General features: G+C 74.7%; 21 protein-coding genes. 8 read left to right on the forward strand and 13 right to left on the reverse strand.

What is annotated here, in order from left to right; translation table 11 throughout:
- Position 1 precedes the first annotated feature (1 nt).
- The 5 genes from JS756_RS26220 to JS756_RS26240 form a co-directional block, all read right to left on the reverse strand.
- Positions 2–3,010 carry an AAA family ATPase gene (locus tag JS756_RS26220; RefSeq protein ID WP_205385672.1) on the reverse strand — a complete coding sequence of 1,003 codons (3,009 nt, stop codon included), beginning with the start codon at positions 3,008–3,010 and terminating at the stop codon, positions 2–4.
- Positions 3,011–3,068: 58 nt separating this feature from the next.
- Positions 3,069–4,232 carry an exonuclease SbcCD subunit D gene (locus JS756_RS26225; protein WP_205385673.1) on the reverse strand — a complete coding sequence of 388 codons (1,164 nt, stop codon included), beginning with the start codon at positions 4,230–4,232 and terminating at the stop codon, positions 3,069–3,071.
- Between the two features lie 561 nt (positions 4,233–4,793).
- Complete coding sequence (locus JS756_RS26230; protein ID WP_205385674.1) at positions 4,794–5,420, reverse strand: YigZ family protein; 627 nt, start codon at positions 5,418–5,420, stop codon at positions 4,794–4,796.
- Between the two features lie 58 nt (positions 5,421–5,478).
- Complete coding sequence (locus JS756_RS26235) at positions 5,479–6,021, reverse strand: SixA phosphatase family protein (RefSeq protein ID WP_205385675.1); 543 nt, start codon at positions 6,019–6,021, stop codon at positions 5,479–5,481.
- Positions 6,021–6,749, reverse strand: a complete 729-nt coding sequence (locus tag JS756_RS26240) for a cysteine--tRNA ligase (RefSeq protein WP_205385676.1) — start codon at positions 6,747–6,749, stop codon at positions 6,021–6,023. The genes JS756_RS26235 and JS756_RS26240 overlap by 1 nt, the downstream gene beginning before the upstream one ends.
- A gap of 158 nt (positions 6,750–6,907) precedes the next feature.
- Here JS756_RS26240 and JS756_RS26245 point away from each other — a divergent pair, with 158 nt between their 5' ends.
- Positions 6,908–7,321 (forward strand): CoA-binding protein, encoded by a 414-nt coding sequence (locus JS756_RS26245; RefSeq protein ID WP_205385677.1) that lies wholly within the window; start codon positions 6,908–6,910, stop codon positions 7,319–7,321.
- A 181-nt stretch (positions 7,322–7,502) separates the two neighbouring features.
- Here the strand turns inward: JS756_RS26245 and JS756_RS26250 are convergent, their stop codons facing one another.
- A complete protein-coding gene (locus JS756_RS26250) occupies positions 7,503–7,862 on the reverse strand; it encodes an ArsR/SmtB family transcription factor (protein ID WP_205385678.1) in 360 nt (119 codons plus the stop codon).
- Between the two features lie 62 nt (positions 7,863–7,924).
- Here JS756_RS26250 and JS756_RS26255 point away from each other — a divergent pair, with 62 nt between their 5' ends.
- Positions 7,925–9,004, forward strand: coding sequence for a cation diffusion facilitator family transporter (locus JS756_RS26255; protein WP_438817346.1), 1,080 nt, complete (start codon positions 7,925–7,927; stop codon positions 9,002–9,004).
- A 301-nt stretch (positions 9,005–9,305) separates the two neighbouring features.
- On the opposite strand, the gene JS756_RS26260 is transcribed toward JS756_RS26255, so the two are convergent.
- Positions 9,306–9,878 carry a helix-turn-helix domain-containing protein gene (locus tag JS756_RS26260; RefSeq protein ID WP_205385679.1) on the reverse strand — a complete coding sequence of 191 codons (573 nt, stop codon included), beginning with the start codon at positions 9,876–9,878 and terminating at the stop codon, positions 9,306–9,308.
- Positions 9,879–10,052: 174 nt separating this feature from the next.
- Between JS756_RS26260 and JS756_RS26265 the strand changes: the two genes are divergently transcribed.
- The gene (locus JS756_RS26265) at positions 10,053–10,910 is read left to right on the forward strand and encodes a DMT family transporter (protein WP_205385680.1); all 858 of its coding nucleotides are present in this window, start codon (positions 10,053–10,055) and stop codon (positions 10,908–10,910) included.
- A gap of 7 nt (positions 10,911–10,917) precedes the next feature.
- Here JS756_RS26265 and JS756_RS26270 read toward each other — a convergent pair whose 3' ends face one another.
- Positions 10,918–11,715 carry an acyltransferase gene (locus JS756_RS26270; RefSeq protein WP_205385681.1) on the reverse strand — a complete coding sequence of 266 codons (798 nt, stop codon included), beginning with the start codon at positions 11,713–11,715 and terminating at the stop codon, positions 10,918–10,920.
- Positions 11,716–11,822: 107 nt separating this feature from the next.
- Here JS756_RS26270 and JS756_RS26275 point away from each other — a divergent pair, with 107 nt between their 5' ends.
- A complete protein-coding gene (locus JS756_RS26275; protein ID WP_205385682.1) occupies positions 11,823–12,380 on the forward strand; it encodes a gamma carbonic anhydrase family protein in 558 nt (185 codons plus the stop codon).
- A 117-nt stretch (positions 12,381–12,497) separates the two neighbouring features.
- On the opposite strand, the gene JS756_RS26280 is transcribed toward JS756_RS26275, so the two are convergent.
- On the reverse strand, positions 12,498–13,142 hold the full coding sequence (locus JS756_RS26280; RefSeq protein WP_205385683.1) for a DedA family protein: 645 nt from the start codon (positions 13,140–13,142) through the stop codon (positions 12,498–12,500).
- Between the two features lie 293 nt (positions 13,143–13,435).
- Here JS756_RS26280 and galU point away from each other — a divergent pair, with 293 nt between their 5' ends.
- Positions 13,436–14,386 (forward strand): UTP--glucose-1-phosphate uridylyltransferase GalU, encoded by a 951-nt coding sequence (galU, locus tag JS756_RS26285; protein WP_205385684.1) that lies wholly within the window; start codon positions 13,436–13,438, stop codon positions 14,384–14,386.
- Positions 14,387–14,813: 427 nt separating this feature from the next.
- Here the strand turns inward: galU and JS756_RS26290 are convergent, their stop codons facing one another.
- The gene (locus JS756_RS26290) at positions 14,814–15,251 is read right to left on the reverse strand and encodes a DUF4442 domain-containing protein (RefSeq protein ID WP_205385700.1); all 438 of its coding nucleotides are present in this window, start codon (positions 15,249–15,251) and stop codon (positions 14,814–14,816) included.
- A gap of 313 nt (positions 15,252–15,564) precedes the next feature.
- Here JS756_RS26290 and JS756_RS26295 point away from each other — a divergent pair, with 313 nt between their 5' ends.
- Positions 15,565–16,602: a DUF8017 domain-containing protein gene (locus JS756_RS26295; RefSeq protein ID WP_205385685.1), complete on the forward strand. Its 1,038-nt coding sequence runs from the start codon at positions 15,565–15,567 to the stop codon at positions 16,600–16,602.
- Between the two features lie 252 nt (positions 16,603–16,854).
- Entirely contained in the window at positions 16,855–17,319 is a 465-nt protein-coding gene (locus JS756_RS37850) for a Pycsar system effector family protein (RefSeq protein ID WP_307791080.1), read from the forward strand.
- Positions 17,320–17,488: 169 nt separating this feature from the next.
- On the opposite strand, the gene JS756_RS26305 is transcribed toward JS756_RS37850, so the two are convergent.
- From JS756_RS26305 to JS756_RS26315, 3 genes are all read right to left on the reverse strand, one after another.
- Positions 17,489–18,334: a spermidine synthase gene (locus tag JS756_RS26305; protein WP_205385686.1), complete on the reverse strand. Its 846-nt coding sequence runs from the start codon at positions 18,332–18,334 to the stop codon at positions 17,489–17,491.
- A gap of 393 nt (positions 18,335–18,727) precedes the next feature.
- Positions 18,728–19,909 (reverse strand): elongation factor Tu, encoded by a 1,182-nt coding sequence (tuf, locus tag JS756_RS26310; RefSeq protein WP_205385687.1) that lies wholly within the window; start codon positions 19,907–19,909, stop codon positions 18,728–18,730.
- Positions 19,910–20,197: 288 nt separating this feature from the next.
- Positions 20,198–20,920 carry a DNA alkylation repair protein gene (locus JS756_RS26315; RefSeq protein WP_205385688.1) on the reverse strand — a complete coding sequence of 241 codons (723 nt, stop codon included), beginning with the start codon at positions 20,918–20,920 and terminating at the stop codon, positions 20,198–20,200.
- A 49-nt stretch (positions 20,921–20,969) separates the two neighbouring features.
- Here JS756_RS26315 and JS756_RS26320 point away from each other — a divergent pair, with 49 nt between their 5' ends.
- On the forward strand, positions 20,970–21,749 hold the full coding sequence (locus JS756_RS26320; protein WP_205385689.1) for a TVP38/TMEM64 family protein: 780 nt from the start codon (positions 20,970–20,972) through the stop codon (positions 21,747–21,749).
- Positions 21,750–21,755 lie beyond the last annotated feature (6 nt).

Below are 21,755 nucleotides of genomic sequence, written 5' to 3' on the forward strand. Positions count from 1 at the left end.
ATCAGCCGCCCAGCGCGTCCGCCCCGGTGCGCAGCCGCACCGAGGAGCCCGCTCGCCCCTTGCGAACCTCCAGTTGGGCCGGGATACGCCGCCGCAGGTCGGCGACGTGGCTGACGATGCCGACGCTGCGGTCCCGTTCGCGCAGGGAGTCGAGCACGTCGAGGACCTCGTCGAGGGTCTGGTCGTCGAGGCTGCCGAAGCCCTCGTCGATGAAGAGGGTGTCCAGGCGGACCCCGCCGGTCTCGTCGGTGACCACATCGGCGAGCCCGAGGGCGAGGGCGAGGGAGGCGAAGAACGTCTCCCCTCCGGACAGCGTCGCCGTGTCCCGCTCGCGCCCGGTCCACGCGTCCACGACGTGCAGGCCCAGACCGCTTCGGCCGCGGCCGGTGCGGTCGTCGGAGTGGACGAGGGTGTAGCGGCCCGACGACATGCGCTGGAGCCGTACGGTCGCGGCGGCGGCGACCTGCTCCAGACGCGCGGCCAGGACGTACGACTCCAGGCGCATTCTTCGCTCGTTGTCGGCGGAGGTGCCCGCCGCGAGGGCCGCCAGGCGGGCCACGCGGTCGTGCTCCTCGCGCAGGGGGGCCAGGCGGCGGGCGCCTCGGGCGGCGCGCATGGACAGCCGGTCGAGTTCCTCGCAGCGTCGGACCGCCGCGTCGTGTGCCGAGGCGGCCTCCCGGAGGCGCCGGGCGGCGGTCGCGGCGGCGAGTTCCGCGGCCGTGGGGTCGGCCGGGGGACGCTGCGCCGCGGCGGCGGTGCCGGGCTCTGCGAGGGCCGTGCGGACGGCGAGTTCCTCGGACTGCCACTCGTCCAGGCGTCGTTGCAGTGCGCGGTGGGCGGCATCGTCGAGGAGTGCGGCGGCAGCGGCCTGCGGGGTGTCGAACCCGGCGCGGAAGGCGGCGTCGGCGAGCCGCGCGTCGGCGTCCTTCAGGCGCTGCGCGCCGTCCTCGGCGCGGCGGGTGGCCTCGGCGGCGTCCGTCAGCAGGCCGGCCCTGCGCCGAAGCTGGGCGGCACGCTCCGCCACGCTGCCCGTCTCCCCCCGGGCCTCGGCCAACTCCTCCTCAAGTGCGGCCCGTTCACGGTCGAGGATGTCACGGCGGGCCGCCCGGGAGGCGGCGGCCAGCTCGGCCCGCTGCCGCTCGGCGATGCGCCGCTCGTACTCCTGTTCGGCGCGGCGCAGTTCCTCGTGCGCGGCGTGGAGCCCGGAGGCGGCCCGGCGGGCCCGCGCGTACAGCCGCTCCAGCTCGTCCGTGTCACGGGCCAGACGTTCGGTGGGCGTCTCGCCCGCTTCGGCGGCGGCCGCGGCGAGGGACTCGCGTACGGCGGCCATACGTCGTTCCTGCTCGGTGTGGGTCGCCTCGGCCTCCTGGTAGGCGGCCAGGGCGAGCTCCTCGGCGGCGCGATCCACGTGGCCGGCGTCCTTGCGGGCGGGGGCGGGGTGCTCGGTGGATCCGCAGACCGCGCAGGGGGCGCCGTCCTCCAGACGCGCGGCCAGCTCGGCGGCGATGCCGTTCAGGCGCTGCTCCTTGACGTCCAGCCAGTGCGCCTTGGCCCCGAGCATCCGCGCGCGGGCCTCGCCCTCCTCGGCGGCGGCCCGCTCGACGTCGCCGGCCAGCCGGTCGCGCAGCCGGGCCGCGTCCAGGCGCTGCCGGGCGGGCTCGCGCTGCACGGAGAGCTGCTCGGCGCGGGTCGCGGCCTCCTGTGCCGTCTCGATGCGGTGCTGGAGCGCGGCCCGGGTCGCGTCCCACCCGTCGAGCCAGGTGGCGGCCTCGGCGAGGACGTCGTCGTCGGCGCGCTCCTGGCGGTCGAGGCCTGCCCGCTCGGTGAGGAGGTCGTGCAGGCGCTGCTCGGCGCGGCGGGCGGAGTCGAGGCCGCCCAGTTCCTCGGTGGCACGGCGGGCGGCTGCGGCGAGCCCGGCGGCGCCGGCACCGGCGCAGTCCGGCGGCAGCAGTGCGCGCGCGTCCGCCTCGGCCCCGGCGGCGCGCCGGTGCTCGGCGCCGGCGGCGTCGCGCAGTTCCAGTGCGGGCGCGACCTTCTCCGCCTTCAGGGCCCCCTCCCTGCGCGCCTGCGCCTCACGATGGGCCCCGGCATCCTCCTCCAGGCGCCGGGCCCGCTCCTGTGCCTCGGCGAAGCGCCTCTGGAGACGGGCGAGTTCGCGGACGTCGGCCAGGGTGCGGTCGGCGGCGGCCTGGGCGGACTCGGCGGCGGCGAGCCCGCAGCGGGCGACCGTGAGCTGCTCGCGGGCGGTGGCACGGGCGACGGCCGCGGCGGTCAGGACGGCCTCGGTCAGGCCGGGCTCGCCGGGCGACAGCTGCGGAAGCTCCATGGCCTCACCGGCGGCCTGCTGCATGCGGTGGGCGTCGGCCAGCAGGGCCGCGTCGCCCTCCCGGACCTGCGCCTCGGTCGTCCTGCGGCGTTCGGCGAGCCCCTGCTCGACCTCGGCGAAGCGGTGGGTGTCGAACAGGCGCCCCAGCAGCCGGGCGCGCGCCTCGGCGTCGGCCCGCAGGAAGCGGGCGAAATCGCCCTGGGGCAGCAGCACGACCTGGCAGAACTGCTCGCGGCTCATACCGAGGAGCTGGGTGACCTCCTCGCCGATCTCCTGGTGCGAGCGGCTGAGATCCTTCCAGGTGCCGGCCGTGGCGTCGTACTCGCGCAGCCAGGACTGGGCCTTGTCGACCGTCGTGCCCGTGCCGCGCAGCTTCCTGCGTTCCCACGGAGGCTGCCGGGTGAGCTCCAGACGCCGTCCGGCGACGGTGAGTTCGAGGGTGACCTCGGTCCGGGTGCCGGGGGCCGCGTGATCACTGCGCAGGGCCATGCCCTGGCCGCTCTGGCGGGCGCCGGGGACGGCTCCGTACAGCGCGTAGCACACGGCGTCCAGAACCGAGGTCTTGCCCGCACCGGTGGGTCCGTGCAGCAGGAAGAGGCCGGCGGCGGTCAGCTCGTCGAAGTCGACCGTCTGCGAGCCGCCGAAAGGCCCGAAGGCGGTGATGCCGAGCCGGTGCAGTCTCATGCAGCCTCCTGCGCGCTCCGGGTGCGCCGCACCCCTGGGTCCTGCCGGGCCGGCCCGGTCACGGCGCCACCTCCCGCACGGCGTGGTCCGCTCGGACGGCGTCGACGGCGTCGCGCAGGACCGCCTGCTCACGGCCGTCGGGGCCGACGCCGCGCACATGGGCGACGAAGTCCTCGGCGATCTGCTGGTCGGTGCGCCCGGCCAGGCGCCTGGCGTAGGACACGGCGGGGTCGTCCGGGGCCCGGTCGGGGGCGAAGACCAGGCTGAGCGTGTGCGGGAAGCGCTCGCTGAGCCGGGCCATGGGGTCGGCGGGCCGGACCGGATCGGTGAGCGTGGCCTCCACCCAGGCCTGTTCGTGCCGGGCGAGGCCGGGGTCGGCCAGCAGCTCCTCGAGGGTGCCGCGCAGGCGGGCCAGCGGCCGGGGTACCGGGCAGTCGAGGCGCTCGGCGGTGAGCGAGCCGTCGGCGCCGAGATCGACCAGCCACATGGACTTGCGGTGGTCGGCCTCGGAGAAGGAGTACGGCAGCGGGGAGCCGGAGTAGCGGACGCGCTCGGTGAGGGTCTGGCAGCCGTGCAGGTGGCCCAGCGCCACGTAGTCGACGCCGTCGAAGACGCCGGCGGGCACGGCGGCCACACCGCCGACGGTGATGTCGCGCTCGCTGTCGCTGGCCCGGCCACCGGTGACGAAGGCGTGCGCGAGGACCACGGAGCGGGTCCCCGGGGCACGGGCGGCGAGGTCGGCGCGGACCTGGTCCATGGCGGCCGCCAGCACGGGCTCGTGGCCGGCTCTCTCCACCCCGAACGTGTCCTTCACCAGGGCCGGTTCGAGGTAGGGCAGGCCGTAGAAGGCGACGTCGCCGAACGCGTCCCGCAGCACCACGGGCGTGCCGCAGGCGGCCGGGTCGGTGCGCAGGTGGATGCCGGCGCGTTGGATGAGACCGGCACCCACGCCGAGCCGGCGGGCCGAGTCGTGGTTCCCGGAGATCATCACCGTCGGCACGCCGAGCGCGGCGAGCCGGTGCAGGGCGTCGTCGAACAGCTCGACCGCGGCGAGGGGCGGCACCGCCCGGTCGTACACGTCCCCCGCGACCACGACCGCGTCGACGTCGTGCGTCCGAACGGCGGCCACCAGATGCTCGACGAACCCGGCCTGGGCGCCGAGCATGTTCACCCGGTGGAAGGACCGGCCGAGATGCCAGTCGGACGTGTGCAGCAGTCGCATGATCCCCGAGACTAACGGCCGGGTCCGACACCACGGGCGGTTACTCCCGTGTTCGCCCGTCACCGGGTTCTCTGTCCCGCTCCGTCGCCTTCGCGCCACCCCGCCTGCGGGCACGGGCCCTTGACGGGCGCGAGGAGCGGGAGGAAAGGGGGCAAAGGGAGCAAAGGGGAGAGGCAGGAGAGGAGGAAGCCTGTTTCGATCCGATACGGACCGGCTCGCGAACGCCGGGCCGCACCGCCGACGAGGCAGCCGCGTCGTTCGATGTGAGAGGAGACACGGCTGCCGTCCGGAAGCACCCCTGCATCGACCGACCTGCACGACGCGGGCGATCCGGGGGCACGGCACGGATCCGGTGACGGCCGCTGCGGCGGGAGCGGCGGGGCGGCTTCAGCAGACGGCCGGGAGGAGGGCATCGCCGTGGCCGCCGAGGAGGCGGATGACGGCCGGCCGGCGGCCGACGGGGCCCACGTGTACGAGGTGCACGGCGGGGTGGCGACCTCCACCGCTCGGGCACGCGGATCGGCGAGCAGGACCTGACGCCGTAGCCGTCGCCCTGCCGACTCACGCGTCGCCGTAGGCCTCTCCGCCCGGCTCGAAGGCGGCCGTTCCGGCGGTGGCGTCGGCGAGCCAGGCGCGGAAGGCGTCCACGTCGGCGTCCGGCAGTCCGATCTCCAGGGTGACCGCCTCGCCGTAGTGGACGTCGCGGACCTCACGCCCGGTGGCCCGCAGGTCGTTCTGGAGTTTGCCGGCGCGCTGGTGGTCGACGGTGACCGTGGCGAGCCTGAACCGGCGGCGGGTGAGGGTGCCGAGCGCGTCCAGGGCCTCGCCCACGGCGCCGCCGTAGGCCCTGATCAGGCCGCCGGCGCCGAGCTTGACACCGCCGTAGTAGCGGGTGACGACGGCGACCACGTAGCGCATGTCCCGGCGCAGCAGCATCTGGAGCATCGGTACGCCGGCGGTGCCGCCGGGTTCCCCGTCGTCGCTGGCCTTCTGGATCGCGGCGTCGGCGCCGACGACGTACGCCCAGCAGTTGTGCGTGGCGTCGGCGTGCTCCTTGCGCACCGCGGCGACGAAGTCCTGCGCCTCCCGTTCGGTGGCCGCCGGTGCGAGGGCGCACAGGAAGCGGGAGCGGTTGACCTCGGTCTCGTGCACGCCGGTGCGGGCGATCGTGCGGTACTCGTCCTGCATCGGGCCAGCCTATGCGGGAGCATGCGGACCGCTCCCCCGCGGCTGCCCGGTGCGCTCGCTACCTCTTCCTGCCCCGCGCCACCGTGACCGCGGTCAACAGGGCGGCGCCCGGGGTGAGCGCGCGCCAGGAGGGGCCGTACCAGGTGAGGACGGCGATCGCGGCCGTCGGGAACTTGGTGCGCACCCGCTCCAGGGTGTCGTCGAGGCCGTCGCCGGCCAGGTCGAGGACGAGGTCCGCCAGTCCGGGATTGTGCCCGACCAGCAGCAGTGTGCCGACGTGAGGAGGCGCCCGCCGGACGGCGTCGAGGAGGGTCGCGGTGCCGGCGGCGTACAGCCGTTCGTCGTACCGCACAGGCGGCGGGGTGCCCCACTGGGCGGAGGCCAGTTCCCAGGTCCGGCGTGCGCGGACGGCGGTGGAGCACAGGGCGAGGTCGGGCAGGCAGTCGGCGGCGGCGAGCGCCCGGCCCGCGGCGGGGGCGTCGCGCAGGCCCCGGGGGGCCAGCGGGCGCTCGTGGTCGGGGGTGCCCTCCGGCCAGGCGGACTTGGCGTGCCGCAGCACGACGAGGCGGCGCCTGGGGCCCGCGCCCGCGCGCCCGGTCATCACGGGGCCCCCACGTCGCGGGCGAGGTCGAGGCCGAGCAGCCGGTCGGCGTGGACGAAGGTCTCGAAGCGGGCGCCGTCCGGCAGTTCCCCGGGCGGGGCCTGCGCCACGTCGTGCAGGACGCGCAGGACGGCCGGGATGTCCAGGTCGTTCTCCCAGGCGGCGCGAAGCCGGGCGCGCACGGTGTCCGGGACGGGCCGGGAGGGGCGGCGCGCCCAGTCGGCGACGGCACGTCGACGGCGGGTGAGGGTGTCGCCGGCCGCGGCGAGCACGGTCGGGTCCAGCCGGGAAACGGTGGTGCGGGGCGTGCTCAGCAGGGCCAGGCGTACGACGGCGGGGTCGGCGTCCAGGGGCGGCTCGCCGGGTGCCGTCTCGACCGGGCCGACGGCCAGCAGGACGCCGTCGGAAACTGCGGTGCCCTGTGGGGCCACATGGACGACCTGTGCCTCGCCGAGCCCCGCGGCCACGTCCCGGCTGTCCTCCAGGGGCCGCATGCCGAGGGCCGCGGCACCCGCCCGCAGCTCGGCCTGCCGTCGCGGGGCGTCGAGGAGGGCCCACACGGGGGTGCCGCCGAGTTCGAGGGCGCGCACGAGCAGGTCGGTGACGAGGAGGACGCGCAGGGAGGTCGGATCGTAGCCGGGCGCGTGGGCCTCGATGCGGGTCAGCCCGCGGCGGACCGGGGCGGCCTCGACGGGCTCGCCGGTCCGGTCGTCGATGATGCGCAGCACGCAGTTGAGCGTAGGCGCGCGGACGGCCGCGCGCAGTCCGGTCGCGGGGATTCCGGACAGGGTGGCGGTGAACGCGCCGGTCGGCGGCGGAATCCCGGCGGCCGGAGTGCGGTTGTCCGTCTCGACGGTAGGTACCCCGACGCCAAGGGAGATTGGCCTTGTACGGAGACGACGCGGCGGTCCGCAAGATCCTCACCGAGCTCGGCGACACGTGGGCGGTGGTGGGCCTGTCCTCGAACCGGCGGCGTGCCGCCCACGGGGTGGCCGAGGTGCTCAGACGCCACGGCAAGCGTGTCGTGCCCGTGCACCCGAAGGCCGAGACGGTGCACGGCGAGCAGGGCTACGCCTCTCTCGCGGACATCCCCTTCGACGTGGACGTGGTCGACGTGTTCGTCAACAGCGCCCTGGCGGGCGCGGTGGCGGACGAGGCGGTGGCGAAGGGCGCCCGGGCGGTGTGGTTCCAGCTCGGCGTCGTCGACGAGGCCGCGTACGACCGTGCTCGGGCCGCGGGCCTGGAGATGGTGATGGACCGTTGCCCGGCGATCGAGATCCCGCTGCTCGGCGGGAAGTAGGCGGCGGACGCCGGGCGGCGCGTCGCACAGCCCGTCACACGGCCCGGACCGGGGTGTGCACCCGGGTCCGGGCCGCTTCTCGTGGGGGGCTCCGCGAGCATGGGGACGACCCCGGTCGCCGCACGGCACCGCCCGAACCGTCCGGGAGGGCGCCGGGGCGACGCCCGGCACCCGGAACGGTTCAGTCGTGCGCCGGGCGGTCGGTGAGCCGGTGGTCGGCAACGCTCAGCGCCTCGTCCACCAGGCGGCGCAGATGCCCGTCCCGGAGCGAGTAGACCACTCGCCGGCCCTCCTTGCGGGTGGTCACCAGGCCCGCGAGGCGCAGCCGCGCCAGATGCTGGCTGACCGCCGGCCGCGCAGCCCCGCAGACCTCGGTGAGCGTCGTGACGTCGGCCTCCGAGGACGCCAGGGCATGCATCAGGACGATCCGGGTGCGGTCGCCGAGCAGGGCGAGGATCTCGGCGGCGAGCGCGAACTGCTCCTCGCCGGGGGTGCGCGGGTGCGCATCGCGTGCAGATGACAGGTGCATGCGTGCGCTCATACGCACATAATGGCCCCGTGGACGTACGCGCGTCCACCTCCGCCCACCGGAAGGGGAGCCACGTGAGCGACCGGCACGAGCAGTGGGGCCACTCGCACGAGGTCCGCAGACACGAGCACGGGCACGGGCACGGGCACGGACACCCCGGCTCCCGCCACCCCCTGCGTCACCGGATCAGCCACCTCCTCACCCCGCACTCCCACGAGACCGCCGACAAGATCGACGCCGCCCTGGAGTCCTCGGCCCGGGGCATGCGCGCGCTGTGGGTGTCGCTGGCGGTGCTCGGCGCGACCGCGCTGGCACAGGGCGTCGTGGTGGTCGCTTCGGGATCGGTGGCCCTGCTCGGCGACACGGTGCACAACACGGCGGACGCCCTGACCGCCGTCCCCCTGGGCATCGCCTTCGTCCTGGGGCGCAGGGCCGCCACCCGGCGCTTCACCTACGGCTACGGGCGGGCGGAGGATCTGGCGGGCATCGCGATCGTGCTGACGATCGCCGCGTCCGCCGCCTTCGCCGGGTGGGCCGCGGTGGAACGGCTGCTCGCGCCGCGTCCGGTCGCGCACCTGCCGGCCGTCGCCGCCGCCGCGCTGATCGGCTTCGCGGGCAACGAGTGGGTGGCCCGCCACCGTATCCGCGTCGGCCGGTCGATCGGTTCGGCGGCGCTGATCGCGGACGGGCTCCACGCCCGCACCGACGGCTTCACCTCGCTCGCCGTGCTGCTGGGCGCCGGCGGCTCGACCCTGGGCTGGGAGCAGGCCGACCCGGTCGTGGGGCTGGCGATCACGGCGGCGATCGTGCTGGTGCTGCGCGACGCGGCCCGCGAGGTGTTCCGGCGGGTGCTGGACGCGGTCGACCCCGTCCTGGTGGACCGGGCCGAACAGGCGCTCGCCGCGGTTCCGGGCGTACGCGCGGTGGGCGAGCTGCGGCTGCGGTGGATCGGACACCGGCTGCGGGCCGAGGTGGCGGTGGTGGTGGACGGGGAGGCTACGGTACGGCAGGCGCACGCCGTCGCCGTGGACGCCGAGCACGCGCTGCTGCACGCCGTGCCCCGCCTGACGGCCGCCCTCGTGCACGCCGACCCGGAACCCGCCCCCGGGGAGCCGGACCCGCACCGGCGCCTCGCCCACCACGCGCCGGCGTGACCCGGCCGCGCCTTCGGGGCCCGCACGGGGGCGCCGGCCCGGGTCGGCGGGCGCCTGACGGGCCGGACGGCGGCCCCCTCCGGACCGACCGGCCCGATCACCGCGCGGCGCACGGCACCCTGCCCCCTCGAAGCCGCCTCCGCCGGACAGGGAAGCGGTCCGCCGTTCGGCGTCCGCGGCGGGGGTGGTCGGGTCACCGCAGGCGGCCGGGCCGGTGCCCGCCCGCTCGGCAAGCCCTACGGGCGGGCACCGGCCGGGCACCCGCCCGGTGCCGCGAACTCACCGAGCGCGGCGGGGCGGTTCAGCGGACGGGCGGGACGGAGACCGCCATGACCATCTCCATCGGCTCGTCCCCCTCGTTGCCGTAGACGTGGGGCGCGTCGGCCTCGAAGGAGGCGCTCGAACCCGCCGGAACCCGGTAGGGAACCCCGTCCAGCGTGAGGGTCAGCTCGCCGGCCGTGACATGGACGAGTTCGACCGTGCCCGCGGGGTGCGGGTCGGAGGGGCTGGACTCACCCGGCATCAGCCGCCAGTCCCACATCTCCAGCGGGCCGGGAGCCTCGGCGCCGGCGAGGAGGCGGTTGTAGCTGCCGGCGTCCGTGTGCCAGAGCCGTACGGCCTGGTCGGCGGGGACGATGCGCACCTTCGGCCCCTGCTCGTAGTCGAGCAGGGTGGTGATGCTGACGCCGAGCGCATCGCCGATCTTGACCACGGTGCCGATGCTCGGATTGGTGCGCGCCTGCTCGATCTGGATGAGCATGCCGCGGCTGACACCCGCCCGGGCGGCGAGCGCGTCCAGGGTGAAGCCGCGCTCGGTGCGCCAGCGCTTGACGTTGCGCGCCAGGGACTGGGTCAGCAGGTCGAGGTCCGACACGGTCCGTCCAGGGTTTTCGACATTCTCGGCCAAGGAGACAGATCCAATGGGTCCGGCGGTTCCGGCGGGCCCGGCGAGGCCCGACAGTTCAATATCTTGGATGACAGAGTTCGGTTCGCTGAACTACGGTGTGGTGCACCCGATTGTTCACCGAACTGTACTGCGAGGCGGCCCGTGACAGCATTCTTCGCCCTGGCCACCAGCCTCCTGTGGGGCTTGGCCGACTTCGGCGGCGGGCTGCTGACGCGGCGCCTGCCGGCACTGACCGTGGTCGTGGTGTCGCAGACGATCGCGACAGCGGTGCTCGGCGCCGTCGTGGTGGCGACGGGCGGCTGGGCCGAGGCCGGTCCGCGGCTGTGGTGCGCGGTTGCGGCGGGGCTGGTCGGCCCGGTGGCGATGATCTGCTTCTACCGGGCCCTCGCCGCCGGCCCGATGGGCGTCGTCTCCCCGCTGGCCACCCTGAGCGTGGCCGTGCCCGTCGGCGTCGGCCTGACACTGGGCGAGCGCCCCGGCCTCGTGCAGGTCGCCGGGATCGCGGTCGCCGTCGCCGGCGTGGTCCTGGCGGGCGGACCCCAGCTCGGCGGTGCGTCCGTGCAGCGCCGGACCATCGCCCTGACCCTCGTCGCCGCGCTCGGCTTCGGCACGGTGTTCGCCCTGATCGCCCAGGCCTCGACCACGGTCACCGGCCTCTTCCTGGCCCTGTTCGTGCAGCGCGTGGTCAACGTCTCCGCGGGCGGGGCCGCCCTGTACGCCGCCGTGCGGCGGGGCTTCCCCGCCCTGCCCGACGGCGGTCTGCCCCGGGCGTCGCTGCCGGCGCTCGGCTTCGTCGGCCTCGCCGACGTCGCCGCCAACGGCACGTACGCCGTGGCCGCCCAGCACGGTCCGGTCACCGTCGCCGCCGTCCTCGCCTCGCTCTACCCCGTGGTGACCGCTCTGGCCGCGCGAGGCTTCCTCAGCGAGCGGCTGCGCGCCGTCCAGGCGGCGGGGGCGGGCCTCGCCCTGGTCGGCACCCTGCTGCTGGCGGCCGGATGACGCGGCGTCACCCCTCGGGTTCCAGCCGCGCGAGCCGCGCCGCCTGCTCCGCGTCGAGTGCGGCCGGCCGCGCCGTCTCCTCCTCGTCCAGTGCGGACAGCGCCCGCAACTGCTCCGGGGTGGCGTCCTTGGGGATCGGGACCGGGGCCGGGGTCCGCAGCGGCGGCTGCCAGCCGCCGTCGGGCGTCCAGCGCCGCACGACCCGGGCGGGCGCCCCCGCGACCACGGCGTGGTCGGGCACGGTACCGCGCACGACCGCTCCCGCCGCGACCACCACGTTCCGTCCGATCCGCGCTCCGGGCAGGATCACCGCTCCGGTGCCGATCCAGCAGCCGGGCCCGATCTCCACCGGTTCCATGCGCGGCCACTGCCTTCCGATCGGCTCATGGGGATCGTCGTACGAGTGGTTCGTCGACGTGATGTAGACGTACGGACCGAAGTAGCAGTCGCTGCCGATGGTGACCGTGGTGTCCGCGATGACGTGGCTGCCGCGGCCCAGCACGACGCCGTCGCCGAGGCGCAGGATCGGCTCGGGCCCGAGGTCGAGATCGGGCATGAGGCCGGCGGTCAGCGTGACCTGCTCGCCGATGATGCAGTGGGCGCCGACGTGGATCCACGGTTCACCGAAGACCGTGCCGAGCGGGAACGCGAGCCTGGTACCTGTTCCCATCGCACCGAAGCGGAAGCCCGCCGGGTGTTCGGCCGTGACGGACCCCGTGCGCTGCACCCACGACCAGGCCGCATGGACGGCGCGCTGCGCGAGGCCGCGCCGCCAGGATGAGAACGTGTTCTTGCGCTTGGGCACGGGCTCACGGTAATCGCCGCGCGGCGGGCCCATCACGCGGGAGCCCTGTGATCTTCGCCCCACCGGGTGGCGTACGGTGCCGGTGTACCGACAAGCGGGAGGCAACGATGACGCACCAGGCGCTGATCCGGGGCATCGGCGGCAGGAGGCCGCGGATCGACGAGGCCACGTTCGTGGCACCCACGGCCTCGGTGATCGGCGATGTGGCCCTCGGCGCGGGCGCGAGCGTCTGGTACGGCGCGGTCCTGCGCGGCGATGTGGAGGGCATCCGCGTGGGCGCCGACAGCAACGTGCAGGACAACTGCACCCTGCACGCCGACCCCGGCTTCCCTGTCACGGTCGGCGAGCGCGTGTCCGTCGGTCACAACGCGGTGGTGCACGGCGCGACGGTGGAGGACGACTGCCTGATCGGCATGGGCGCGACGGTGCTGAACGGCGCGGTGATCGGCGCCGGCTCCCTGGTGGCCGCGCAGGCGCTCGTGCCGCAGGGCATGGTGGTGCCGCCGGGTTCGCTCGTCGCCGGTGTTCCCGCCAAGGTCAGGCGGGAGCTGTCGGAGGAGGAGCGGCAGGGCGTGACACTGAACGGCACCCTGTACGCGGAGCTGGCGAAGGCGCACCGGAGCGACGCGTACGACGCTCACGACGCCGACGACTCGGCCGAGTGAACCCGGGGGCGTTTCGGCCGCCTCGGCCGAGTGCCCCGGACGAGGCGTTCCGGGAGGCGTGACCGGGGGCTCCGGGAGGCGTGACCGACCGGGGCCGCACGCGGCCCGCGAGTGGGGCTACTCCCCGGCGGGCACGGGCGCGGGCTCCTGCTGCGCGGCCTCGGCCTTCCTGGCCTTGTGCTTGAGGATCAGCATCGACGTCAGCCCGATCAGCACCGCCGCCACCAGGCCCAGCCACGAGAACCGCTTCAGCCAGGACTCGGCCACCACACCGACGTAGTAGATGACCGCCGTCGTACCGCCCGCCCACACGATGCCGCCCAGGACGTTGGCGATGAGGAACTTCCAGTACGGCATCCGCAGAACGCCGGCGAGCGGCCCGGCGAAGATGCGCAGCAGGGCGACGAAGCGGCCGAAGAAGACGGCCCACATGCCCCACTTGTGGAAGGAGCGCTCGGCGGTGGCGACGTGCGCCTCGCCGAAGTGCCGCGGGAACTTGCGGCCGAGCCAGGCCAGGAGCGGCCGTCCGCCCTTGCGGCCGATGGCGTAGCCGATGGAGTCGCCGATCACCGCACCGGCACTGGCGCAGGCGCCCAGCACCACCGGGTCGACGCCTCCGCTCTGGGAGGACAGCAGCGCGGCGGAGACGAGGATGATCTCACCGGGCAGCGGGATGCCCAGGCTCTCCAGTCCGATGACGAGTCCCACCACGGCGTAGACGGCAGCCGCGGGCACCGTGTCGAGCCACTCCTGGACGTGCACCGCCGGTTCCTCCCCGTTCTGCCACCCTGCATTCCGGGGACCCCCCGGGCGCGCGCCCGGTGGGCGTGCCTGCCCCCGGAAGCCTACCGGGTCGCTCTGACGTGCGACGTCCGGTTCGTGGGACCGGCGTCCCGGCCGAACCGCCTGCGCTCCGCGCAGGCGGGCCGTGGTGCGGGGCGACGGGACCGCGGCGGGGCTCCGCCGGGGACCGCGGGCCGCCCTCCGCGAGGCCCACAGCCCGCTCTCATCCCACTCCGGGCCGGCTCTCATCCCGGTGTTCCAGCATGCGGCGCATGAGCGCCCCCCGAACTTCACCGACTCCCCCGACCGCGCCCGCCGTGCGCAAGGCGGTCGTACCGGCCGCCGGACTCGGGACACGGTTCCTGCCCGCGACGAAGGCGACGCCGAAGGAGATGCTGCCGATCGTCGACAAACCCGCCATCCAGTACGTCGTCGAGGAGGCCGCGGCGGCGGGGCTCGACGACATCCTGATGGTCACCGGCCGGCACAAGCGGGCCATCGAGGACCACTTCGACCACGCATTCGAGCTGGAGCAGAACCTGGCGGCGAAGGGCGACACGGTGCGTCTCGACGCGGTGCGCGACCCCGCCCGGCTGGCCGACATCCACCACATCCGGCAGGGAGACCCGCTGGGACTGGGGCACGCCGTGCTGTGCGCCCGCCACCACGTGGGCGGACAGCCCTTCGCGGTCCTGCTCGGCGACGACCTGATCGACCCGCGCGAGACGCTGCTCCGCAGGATGCTCCAGGTGCGTGAGGCCCGCGCGGGCAGCGTGGTCGCGCTGATGGAGGTACCCGAGGAGCAGATCCACCTGTACGGCTGCGCGGCCGTCGCTCCGACCGCCGAGCCGGACGTCGTCCGCGTCACGGGCCTGGTGGAGAAGCCCTCCCGCCGGGCGGCGCCGAGCCGCTACGCGGTGATCGGCCGCTACGTCCTCGACCCGGAGGTCTTCGGCGTCCTGGAGCGCACCCCGCCCGGCCGGGGCGGTGAGATCCAGCTGACCGACGCCCTCCAGGAAATGGCCGGCGACGGCACGGTCCACGGCGTCGTCTTCGGCGGCCTGCGCTACGACACCGGCGACAAGGCCGACTACCTGCGCACGGTCGTCCGGCTGGCCTGCGAACGCCCCGATCTGGGCCCGGAGTTCACCGCCTGGCTCAGAGAGTTCGTGGCGGCCCTGGCCGACGGCACGGGCACCGCGGCCGAGCGCGCGGCGGCCTGAAGCGGGCGGGACCGGAGGCGTCCCGGTGAGCACGGCGCCCTTCCGCGGCGCCTGCCGAGGGGACGCGGCCTCCCGGCCGGCCCGGGGTTCCGGGCGGGACCCTCGTCCTCCCGGCGGGGCCGGGGGCGTGCCGGCACGTCGGCGAGGCGCCCGGCCCCGCCGCGCGGACGCTCCTGGACGACTGGCTGCCCGTCGGGAAGCGCCCCGCCGCGGCGCTCCCGCCGCCGTCGAAGACGGTCACCTCGACCCCGCCGCCGACACCGGCGAGAGCCCTCTGCGGTCCCGCTCCGCGCGTCCGGGGTGCCCGACGGCGGGTGTGACGACCCGGCGCGTCCAGCGGCTCCGCCCCCACGGGCGTGCGGCAGCCGCGAGGGTGCTGCGGCCCGCGGAAGCACCCCGCTCGGCCCCGCACCCGACCCCGTGCCGCTCAGCCGTTGGGGCGCAGGGTCCACACCACGGTCATCTCGCCGGTCACGGCACCGTCCCCGCGGCGGATCTCGACGGTCACCGGGAACTCCGGCCGCTCTCCCGCGTCCAGTTCGGCCACGACCTCGGCGGCCGGACGGCCGAGTGTCGCGGTGGCGGTGACGGCGCCCATCGCGAGCTTGCGGTACGCGATCTCGGCCCGCACGGCCAGCGGCACGGCGCGCGACAGCTGCTGCCCGAACGCGGCCAGGACGATCGCCCCGCTGGCCGACTCGCCGAGCGTGAACATCGCACCGGCGTGCGGCCCGCCCACGTGGTTGTGGTAGTCGCTCTGGTCCGGCAGGGAGACCACAGCCTTCTCCGGCGTGGTCTCCAGGAACTCGAGGTTGAGGGTCCGGGCCATGGGCACCGTGGCGGCGAGCATCTCGCCGATGGACATCTGGTCTGCGCTCATGCCGGGAGGTTACCCGTGAGTAGCAACATCTGACCAGACACGCCGGAGAACCCTCCGGACGCGGTACCTTCCACCCCGACGCCCCCGCCCCCGCCCCCGCCTCGGCGACGGACAACGCACATCCCCCTCCGCCTTCCGGACGGCCCGACCCGGTACACGCTCGACCGGACTCGATTCGGCTTGATTCGGTACGTCCCTGATTCGGCACATCCCCGCCGGGTCGACCCCCTGCTTCGGTACGTCCCCGACAAGGGGCGGTGACCGATTCGTGTCCGGTGCGGCACTAGGGTTGCTCCGCATGTGGCCAGGACAGCAGCAGCCGCCCGGGGGAGAGCAGAACCCGCACGGGCAGAACAATCCGTACCAGCAGCCGGGTTATCAGCAGCCGAACCCGTACCAGCAGCCGGGCTACCAGCAGCCCAACCCCTACGGGCAGCAGCCGCAGCCGCAGCAGCCCTGGCAGGCACCGACGGTCGTGGGCGGGTCCCAGCCACCGCAGGGCGGCGGTGGTGGCAACCGCACCAAGCTGGTGGCCGTCGTCGCGGCGTCCGCGGTCGTGGTGGCCGCGGGCGTCACCGGATTCCTGGTCCTCGGCGGGGACAAGGACGACTCGGCCGGGAAGGACGGCAAGGACAGCGCGCCGACGCGTTCCGCCGCCCCCGTGGAACCGAGCGGCTCCGCGGCGACGGGCGCGCAGGACAACCCGCGCGGAGCGGAGACCGAGAAGCCGACCGTGGCGGGCTGGAAGGTCGTGATGAACCCCAAGTGGGGCATCGCCTACGACGTTCCGGCGGACTGGGAGGTCAACTCCCCCACGCTGAGCATCGGGTTCGAGGAGGACAACTCCGACGACTTCAAACCGATCATCACCATGTCGGGGACCGCGGAGTACAAGTCGAAGTGGTGCACGTCGGACGACGACAAGGACGGCCGTACCGAGGACACCCCCCTGGCCGCCGTCGGCTCCAAGGGCGCCAAGGGCGCCAAGAGTTCCGACGAGGTCGCCGTCAACACCCCGGCCTGGTGGGTGTACGGCGGCTACACCCAGCCGGACAAGAAGACCCTCACGTACGACGAGAAGGCCACGCCCTTCAGAACGGCGTCGGGCATCCAGGGCAGCTACGGCTGGGCGCGGTCCACCGACTCCCCGCAGAAGGGGAAGGGCAAGTGCAACAGTGACGGGAAGGCACTGACGTTCGGCTTCAAGAACGGCGCCGGCGACTACGTGTCGTTCAACTTCTACGGAGCCAAGGGTGTCAAGGGCGAGGTCCCCGAGGCGACGGTCATGAAGATCCTCAGCACGGTCCGGCTGCACGGGACTCCGCAGGAGGGCTGACCGGTCACGGCGGGCGGGTGGTGCGACCGGTCGCCCCGGGCGACGCACGAAACGTCCTCCACCGCGGGCCGGGGACGGCGCCGAGCATCCGGCGACCGAGGCCGCCGGCTCCCCGCACCGCCCGCGCCCGCCCGCCCGGGGCAGGTCGCAGGTGCCGCTCGTGCGCCTCATGCGCCGTTCACCACCGAGCGCCCTTTCACGCCGCGGGCCATGGCGCCAAGCTGACCCCAGTCTCCAGCCGTGAGGTCAGCCGTGGCACAGAGCCCACCATCCATCGACACGGACAACGCACTCGCCGCGGCCGTTGCCGACGTACGTGCTGAGATCGGTCGCACCGAGACCACCGCCGGAGCACTGCTCACCGGGCTGGGTGTTCCGTTCGCCGTGCTCGTGGCCACCGTGCCGGGCAAGAAGATCGAAACAGCGCCCGCCGTACTGCTGGGCATCGCCGGAACAGGCCTCGTCGCAGCCATGCTCGTCGTTCTCCTGGTCGTACGACCGGAACTCGGCGGCGGGTCCTGCGGAACGTACAGGTTGTGGGCCGAACGCACTCCACAACAGGTGCGAGAGGACGTGACGACGGATCGACGTGCGGAACTGATCGTTGCGCTCTCGCAGGCAGCCAGGCGTAAATATCGAGGCCTGCGTCTATCCGTCGACATCACGGTCATGTCTCTGACAGCCATGGTCATCGCCATGGTCCTGGCGCTGGCATGACGTATCCACCCATGGCACGGAGCACGCTCCGGGCACCTCGCCGTACCCGGGAAGCTCTCACCGAGCACGCTTCGCGCCGGTCGTGGTGGGGGGCGGTGCCGGGTGGCCGTACGTGCGTCGTCAGCGGCGCCTCGGCCGGACCGTCGTCCGGGGCACCGGTGGAGGTGACTCAGCCGATGCCGAACGTGCCGTCGGGGGGCTCGGGTGACGGCACGGCGTCCGCGTCCCCGACCGGCCGCGCGTCGCCGGTGAACCGGCGCAGCGAAGCTCCGTGCTCGACCCGGGCCGGGAAGGCGTCGGCGGCGGTCAGCCGGGTGAGGGCCGCGGTGTCGACGGGCCGGTGGGAGGCGACGAGCACCGCGTTGCCGAAGCGCCGTCCGCGCAGCACCCCCGGCTCGGCGATCAACGCGAGTTCCTCGAAGACCGCTGCGAACGTGGCGAGTTGGGAGCGCAGGAAGGCGAACGGCGATCCGTCGGCGAGGTTCGCCAGGTAGACGCCGTCGTCCCGCATGACCCGGTCGGCGTCGCGGGCGTAGGCGAGCGTGGTCAGGTGGGCCGGAATCCGCGAGCCGCCGAAGACATCGGCGACCAGGACGTCGACCGAGGCGTCCGGGGCGGCTTCCAGCCAGGCCCGCGCGTCGGCGGCGTGCAGCGCGATGCCGCTGCCGCCGGGCAGCGGGAGGTGCTCGGCGACCATGTCCAGCAGACCCCGGTCGGCGTCGACGACGTCCTGCCGGGACCCGGGCCTGGTGGCGGCGACGTACCGGGGCAGGGTCAGCGCGCCGCCGCCGAGGTGGAGGACGTCCAGGGCCCGCCCGGGCTCCGCGACGGTGTCCAGCACGTGCCCGAGGCGCCGGGCGTACTCGAACTCCAGATGCTGGGGTGCGTCCAGATCGACGTAGGACTGCGGCGCCCCGTCGACGGTCAGCAGCCAGGCCCGCTCCCGGTCGACGTCGGGCATGAGCCGGGCCGTGCCGTGGTCGACGGTCCGGGTGACGGGGATGGCTTCGTTCACCGTCTCATTCTGCCCGCGGCGACCGCTGCGCGGGGCCACAGGGCCCCGGGGGGCCGCAGGGCCGGCCGAGGCCTGCCCTGCGGTCCCCGCGTCCGGAGCCCCCGTCCCCGCATCCGGAGCCCCCGTCCCCGTGTCCGGAGCCCCGGTCCCCCGTCGGGGCCCTTGGTCACCCCCGAACCGGGATCCGTGGGGCCTCCGCCCGAGGGCGGGGGACCCGGACCGCGGTGGTCGACCGCGCTCCTCAAGAGCCGGAGGCCGCTGCCGCGACCATGGGGACGGGCCCGAGAGCCGTGGCTCGAGCGGGCGGGCCCGGACGTCGCGAGCCCGGGTCCCGGGCCCGGGACCGCGGCCGTGTGTTCCGGGGCCGCGGTGAGCGTGTTCCGGAACCGTCCCTCACAGCACGGCGGTCACGGTCCCCGCCCCGACGGTCCGCCCACCCTCGCGGATGGCGAAGCCGAGCCCCGGCTCCAGGGGCGTCTCCCGTCCCAGTTCGACGGTCATCTCCACCTGCTCCCCGGGCCGTGCCACGGCGGCCGTGCCGAGGTCGACGTCACCGACCACGTCGGCGGTACGAATGTAGAACTGCGGCCGGTACCCGGTCGCCAGGGGCGTCGTACGACCGCCCTCGCGCGCCGACAGCACGTACACCTGCGCCGTGAACCGGCGCCGCGGGACCACGCTCCCGGGCTCGGCCACGACATGCCCGCGCCGGACGGCGTCCCGGGGCATCCCGCGCAGCAGCAGCGCCACGTTGTCACCGGCCTGCGCCTCCTGCATGGGCCTGCCGAAGGTCTCCAGGCCGGTGACGACGGTCTCGACACCGGCGCCGAGCACCTCGACCCGGTCGCCGACACGGACCGTTCCCCGCTCCACGGCGCCCGTCACCACCGTCCCGCGCCCCGTGATGGTCAGGACGTTCTCCACCGGCAGCAGGAACGGCGCGTCCAGGTACCGCTCCGGCATGGGCACGTAGGTGTCCACCGCGTCGAGCAGCGCCTCCACGGACGCCGTCCAGCGCGGGTCGCCCTCCAGGGCCCTGAGCCCGGAGACTCGGACGACGGGCGCGCTGTCGCCGCCGTAGCCGTGCGCGGTGAGCAGTTCGCGGACCTCCAGCTCGACGAGGTCGGCGAGCATCGTGTCCTCGCCGTCGTCGACGGCGTCGGCCTTGTTGAGCGCGACCACGATGTGGTCGACGCCGACCTGCCGGGCGAGCAGTACGTGCTCGGCGGTCTGCGGCATGATCCCGTCGAGCGCGGAGACGACGAGGATCGCGCCGTCGAGCTGCGCGGCGCCGGTGACCATGTTCTTGACGTAGTCGGCGTGGCCCGGCATGTCGACGTGGGCGTAGTGCCGGGTGTCGGTCTCGTACTCGACGTGCGCGATGTTGATGGTGATGCCGCGCGCGACCTCCTCCGGGGCGCGGTCGATGCGGTCGAAGGGGACGAAGGCGCCGGAACCGCGCTCGGCGAGGACCTTGGTGATGGCGGCGGTCAGCGTGGTCTTGCCGTGGTCGACGTGACCCATCGTGCCGATGTTGAGGTGCGGTTTGGTGCGCACGTAAGCCGTCTTGGACATGGCGATACCTCGAAGCCTGATCGTGGGTGCTGCGCGGAAGGTCCCGGTCGGGCGGACCGGGACACGGACCCCGAGGACTTCCCGACCCTCCCCCTGCGGGGTCCGCCGGACGATCCGGGGAGGGTCAGCTTCGGGCGCCGTCGACGGCGGCCAGGACGAGGCGAGCGGCAGCCTTCGGCGCATCCGCGACGGCGGATGCTGCCAGGAGGAAGGCGTACCGGAACATGGGGTCGATCTTCGCGGACCCGGCGGCCGACGTCGAATGCTTTTCCGGGCGTGGGCGGCGGCTCAGCCTCCCGCGTGCTTCAGCGCCTCACGGACCGTCAGCCGAGCGAAGTGGCCGCCCTCCCGCGCGAGGAAGTCGTGCACGGCCCGTGGATCGGTCCGGGCGTACTCGCGCAGGGCCCAGCCGATCGCCTTGCGGACGAAGAAGTCGGGGTGGCCGGCGCGGCTCAGGCAGTGGGCGAAGAGCCGCTCGGCGTCGGTGCGTTCCCGGTACCGCAGCTGGTGCAGCAGCCCGGCCCGTACGAGCCACAGGTCGTCGTCGGCGACCCAGTCGTCCATGACGGGGGCGAGGGAGCGGTCGGCCGCGACCAGGGGACCGACGACGTGGACGGCGAGCGGGTCGACGGTGTCCCACCAGGAGTCGGTGGTGACGAGGTGCCGCACCACCGGCAGGAAGGACGACGAGCAGCGTCCGACGTGGCGGCGCAGGTAGTCGGCGGCGAAGTAGTGGTACTCCCGCTCGGGCAGCGCCCAGCAGCGCAGCGCGACGGCCCGGCAGTCCGTCTCTTCGGGGCGCGCCGTGCCCGCGAGGACGGTGCGGGACAGCGCCCGGCGCGCGGGCGCGGGGATGCCGAGGAACGGGAACGTGTCCTTCATGTACGCGCGCATGGTCGCGGCCCGCTCCGGGTCGGCCGCGGCGCCGTGGGCCACGGTCAGGCGTGCGAGAACGGTGTCGGCGAGGGCGCTGCGGGGCACCTCGGCCGGGTCCGGTTCCGGGGCGGTCATGAGACGCACCCTACGGCGATCACCGGAGCGTGTCGGTTACTGTCGCCGGATGCTCGATGCCACCACCCGCTCCGGGGGCACCGCTACGGCCCCTCCCCGGGCCACCGCCGGCGCCTTCGCCGGCCCCGCGGAGCTCGCCCCGCCCGTGCCCGCCGGCCTCGCCGCGCGCTGCACGAGAGCGGTGTTCTCCCCGTGGTCGCGCCTGTCCCTGTTGCTGGTGCTGCTGGCGTCCGCGGGCGCGGCGGTATGGCTGTTCGAGCCGCAGCGGCTGCTGGCGCACGGCTGGCCGCCGCAGCTGGGCGGGGCCGCCGCGGCGGCGGTGTTCACGGTGGCGTACGGGGTGTGCACGGTGGCCTTCGTGCCGCGACCGCTGCTGAACCTGGCCGCCGGTGCCCTCTTCGGTTCGCAGCTCGGCCTGGGCACGGCGCTGACGGGGACGGTGCTCGGGGCGGGGCTCGCGTTCGGGCTGGGCCGGGTGCTCGGGCGGGACGCGCTGCGTCCGCTGCTGAGGGGCCGGTGGCTGAAGGCGGCGGACGGGCAGCTGAGCCGGCACGGCTTCCGCTCGATGCTGGCCCTACGGCTCTTCCCCGGGGTGCCGTTCTGGGCGGCGAACTACGGCGCGGCCGTCTCCCGGATGGGCGGCGTGCCGTTCCTCGTCGCGACGGCGCTCGGGTCGGTCCCGAACACCGCCGCGTACGCCGTCGCCGGTGCGCGGGCCTCGGCGCCGACGTCGCCCGCCTTCCTGGTGGCACTGGCCTGCATCGCCGTGCCGGCGCTGGCGGGCACGGCGATGGCCTGGCGCAAACGCCACCACCTGCGGATGCGGTGAGGGCCG

This window comes from Streptomyces actuosus, from assembly GCF_016921115.1.
GTDB lineage: Bacteria > Actinomycetota > Actinomycetes > Streptomycetales > Streptomycetaceae > Streptomyces > Streptomyces actuosus_A.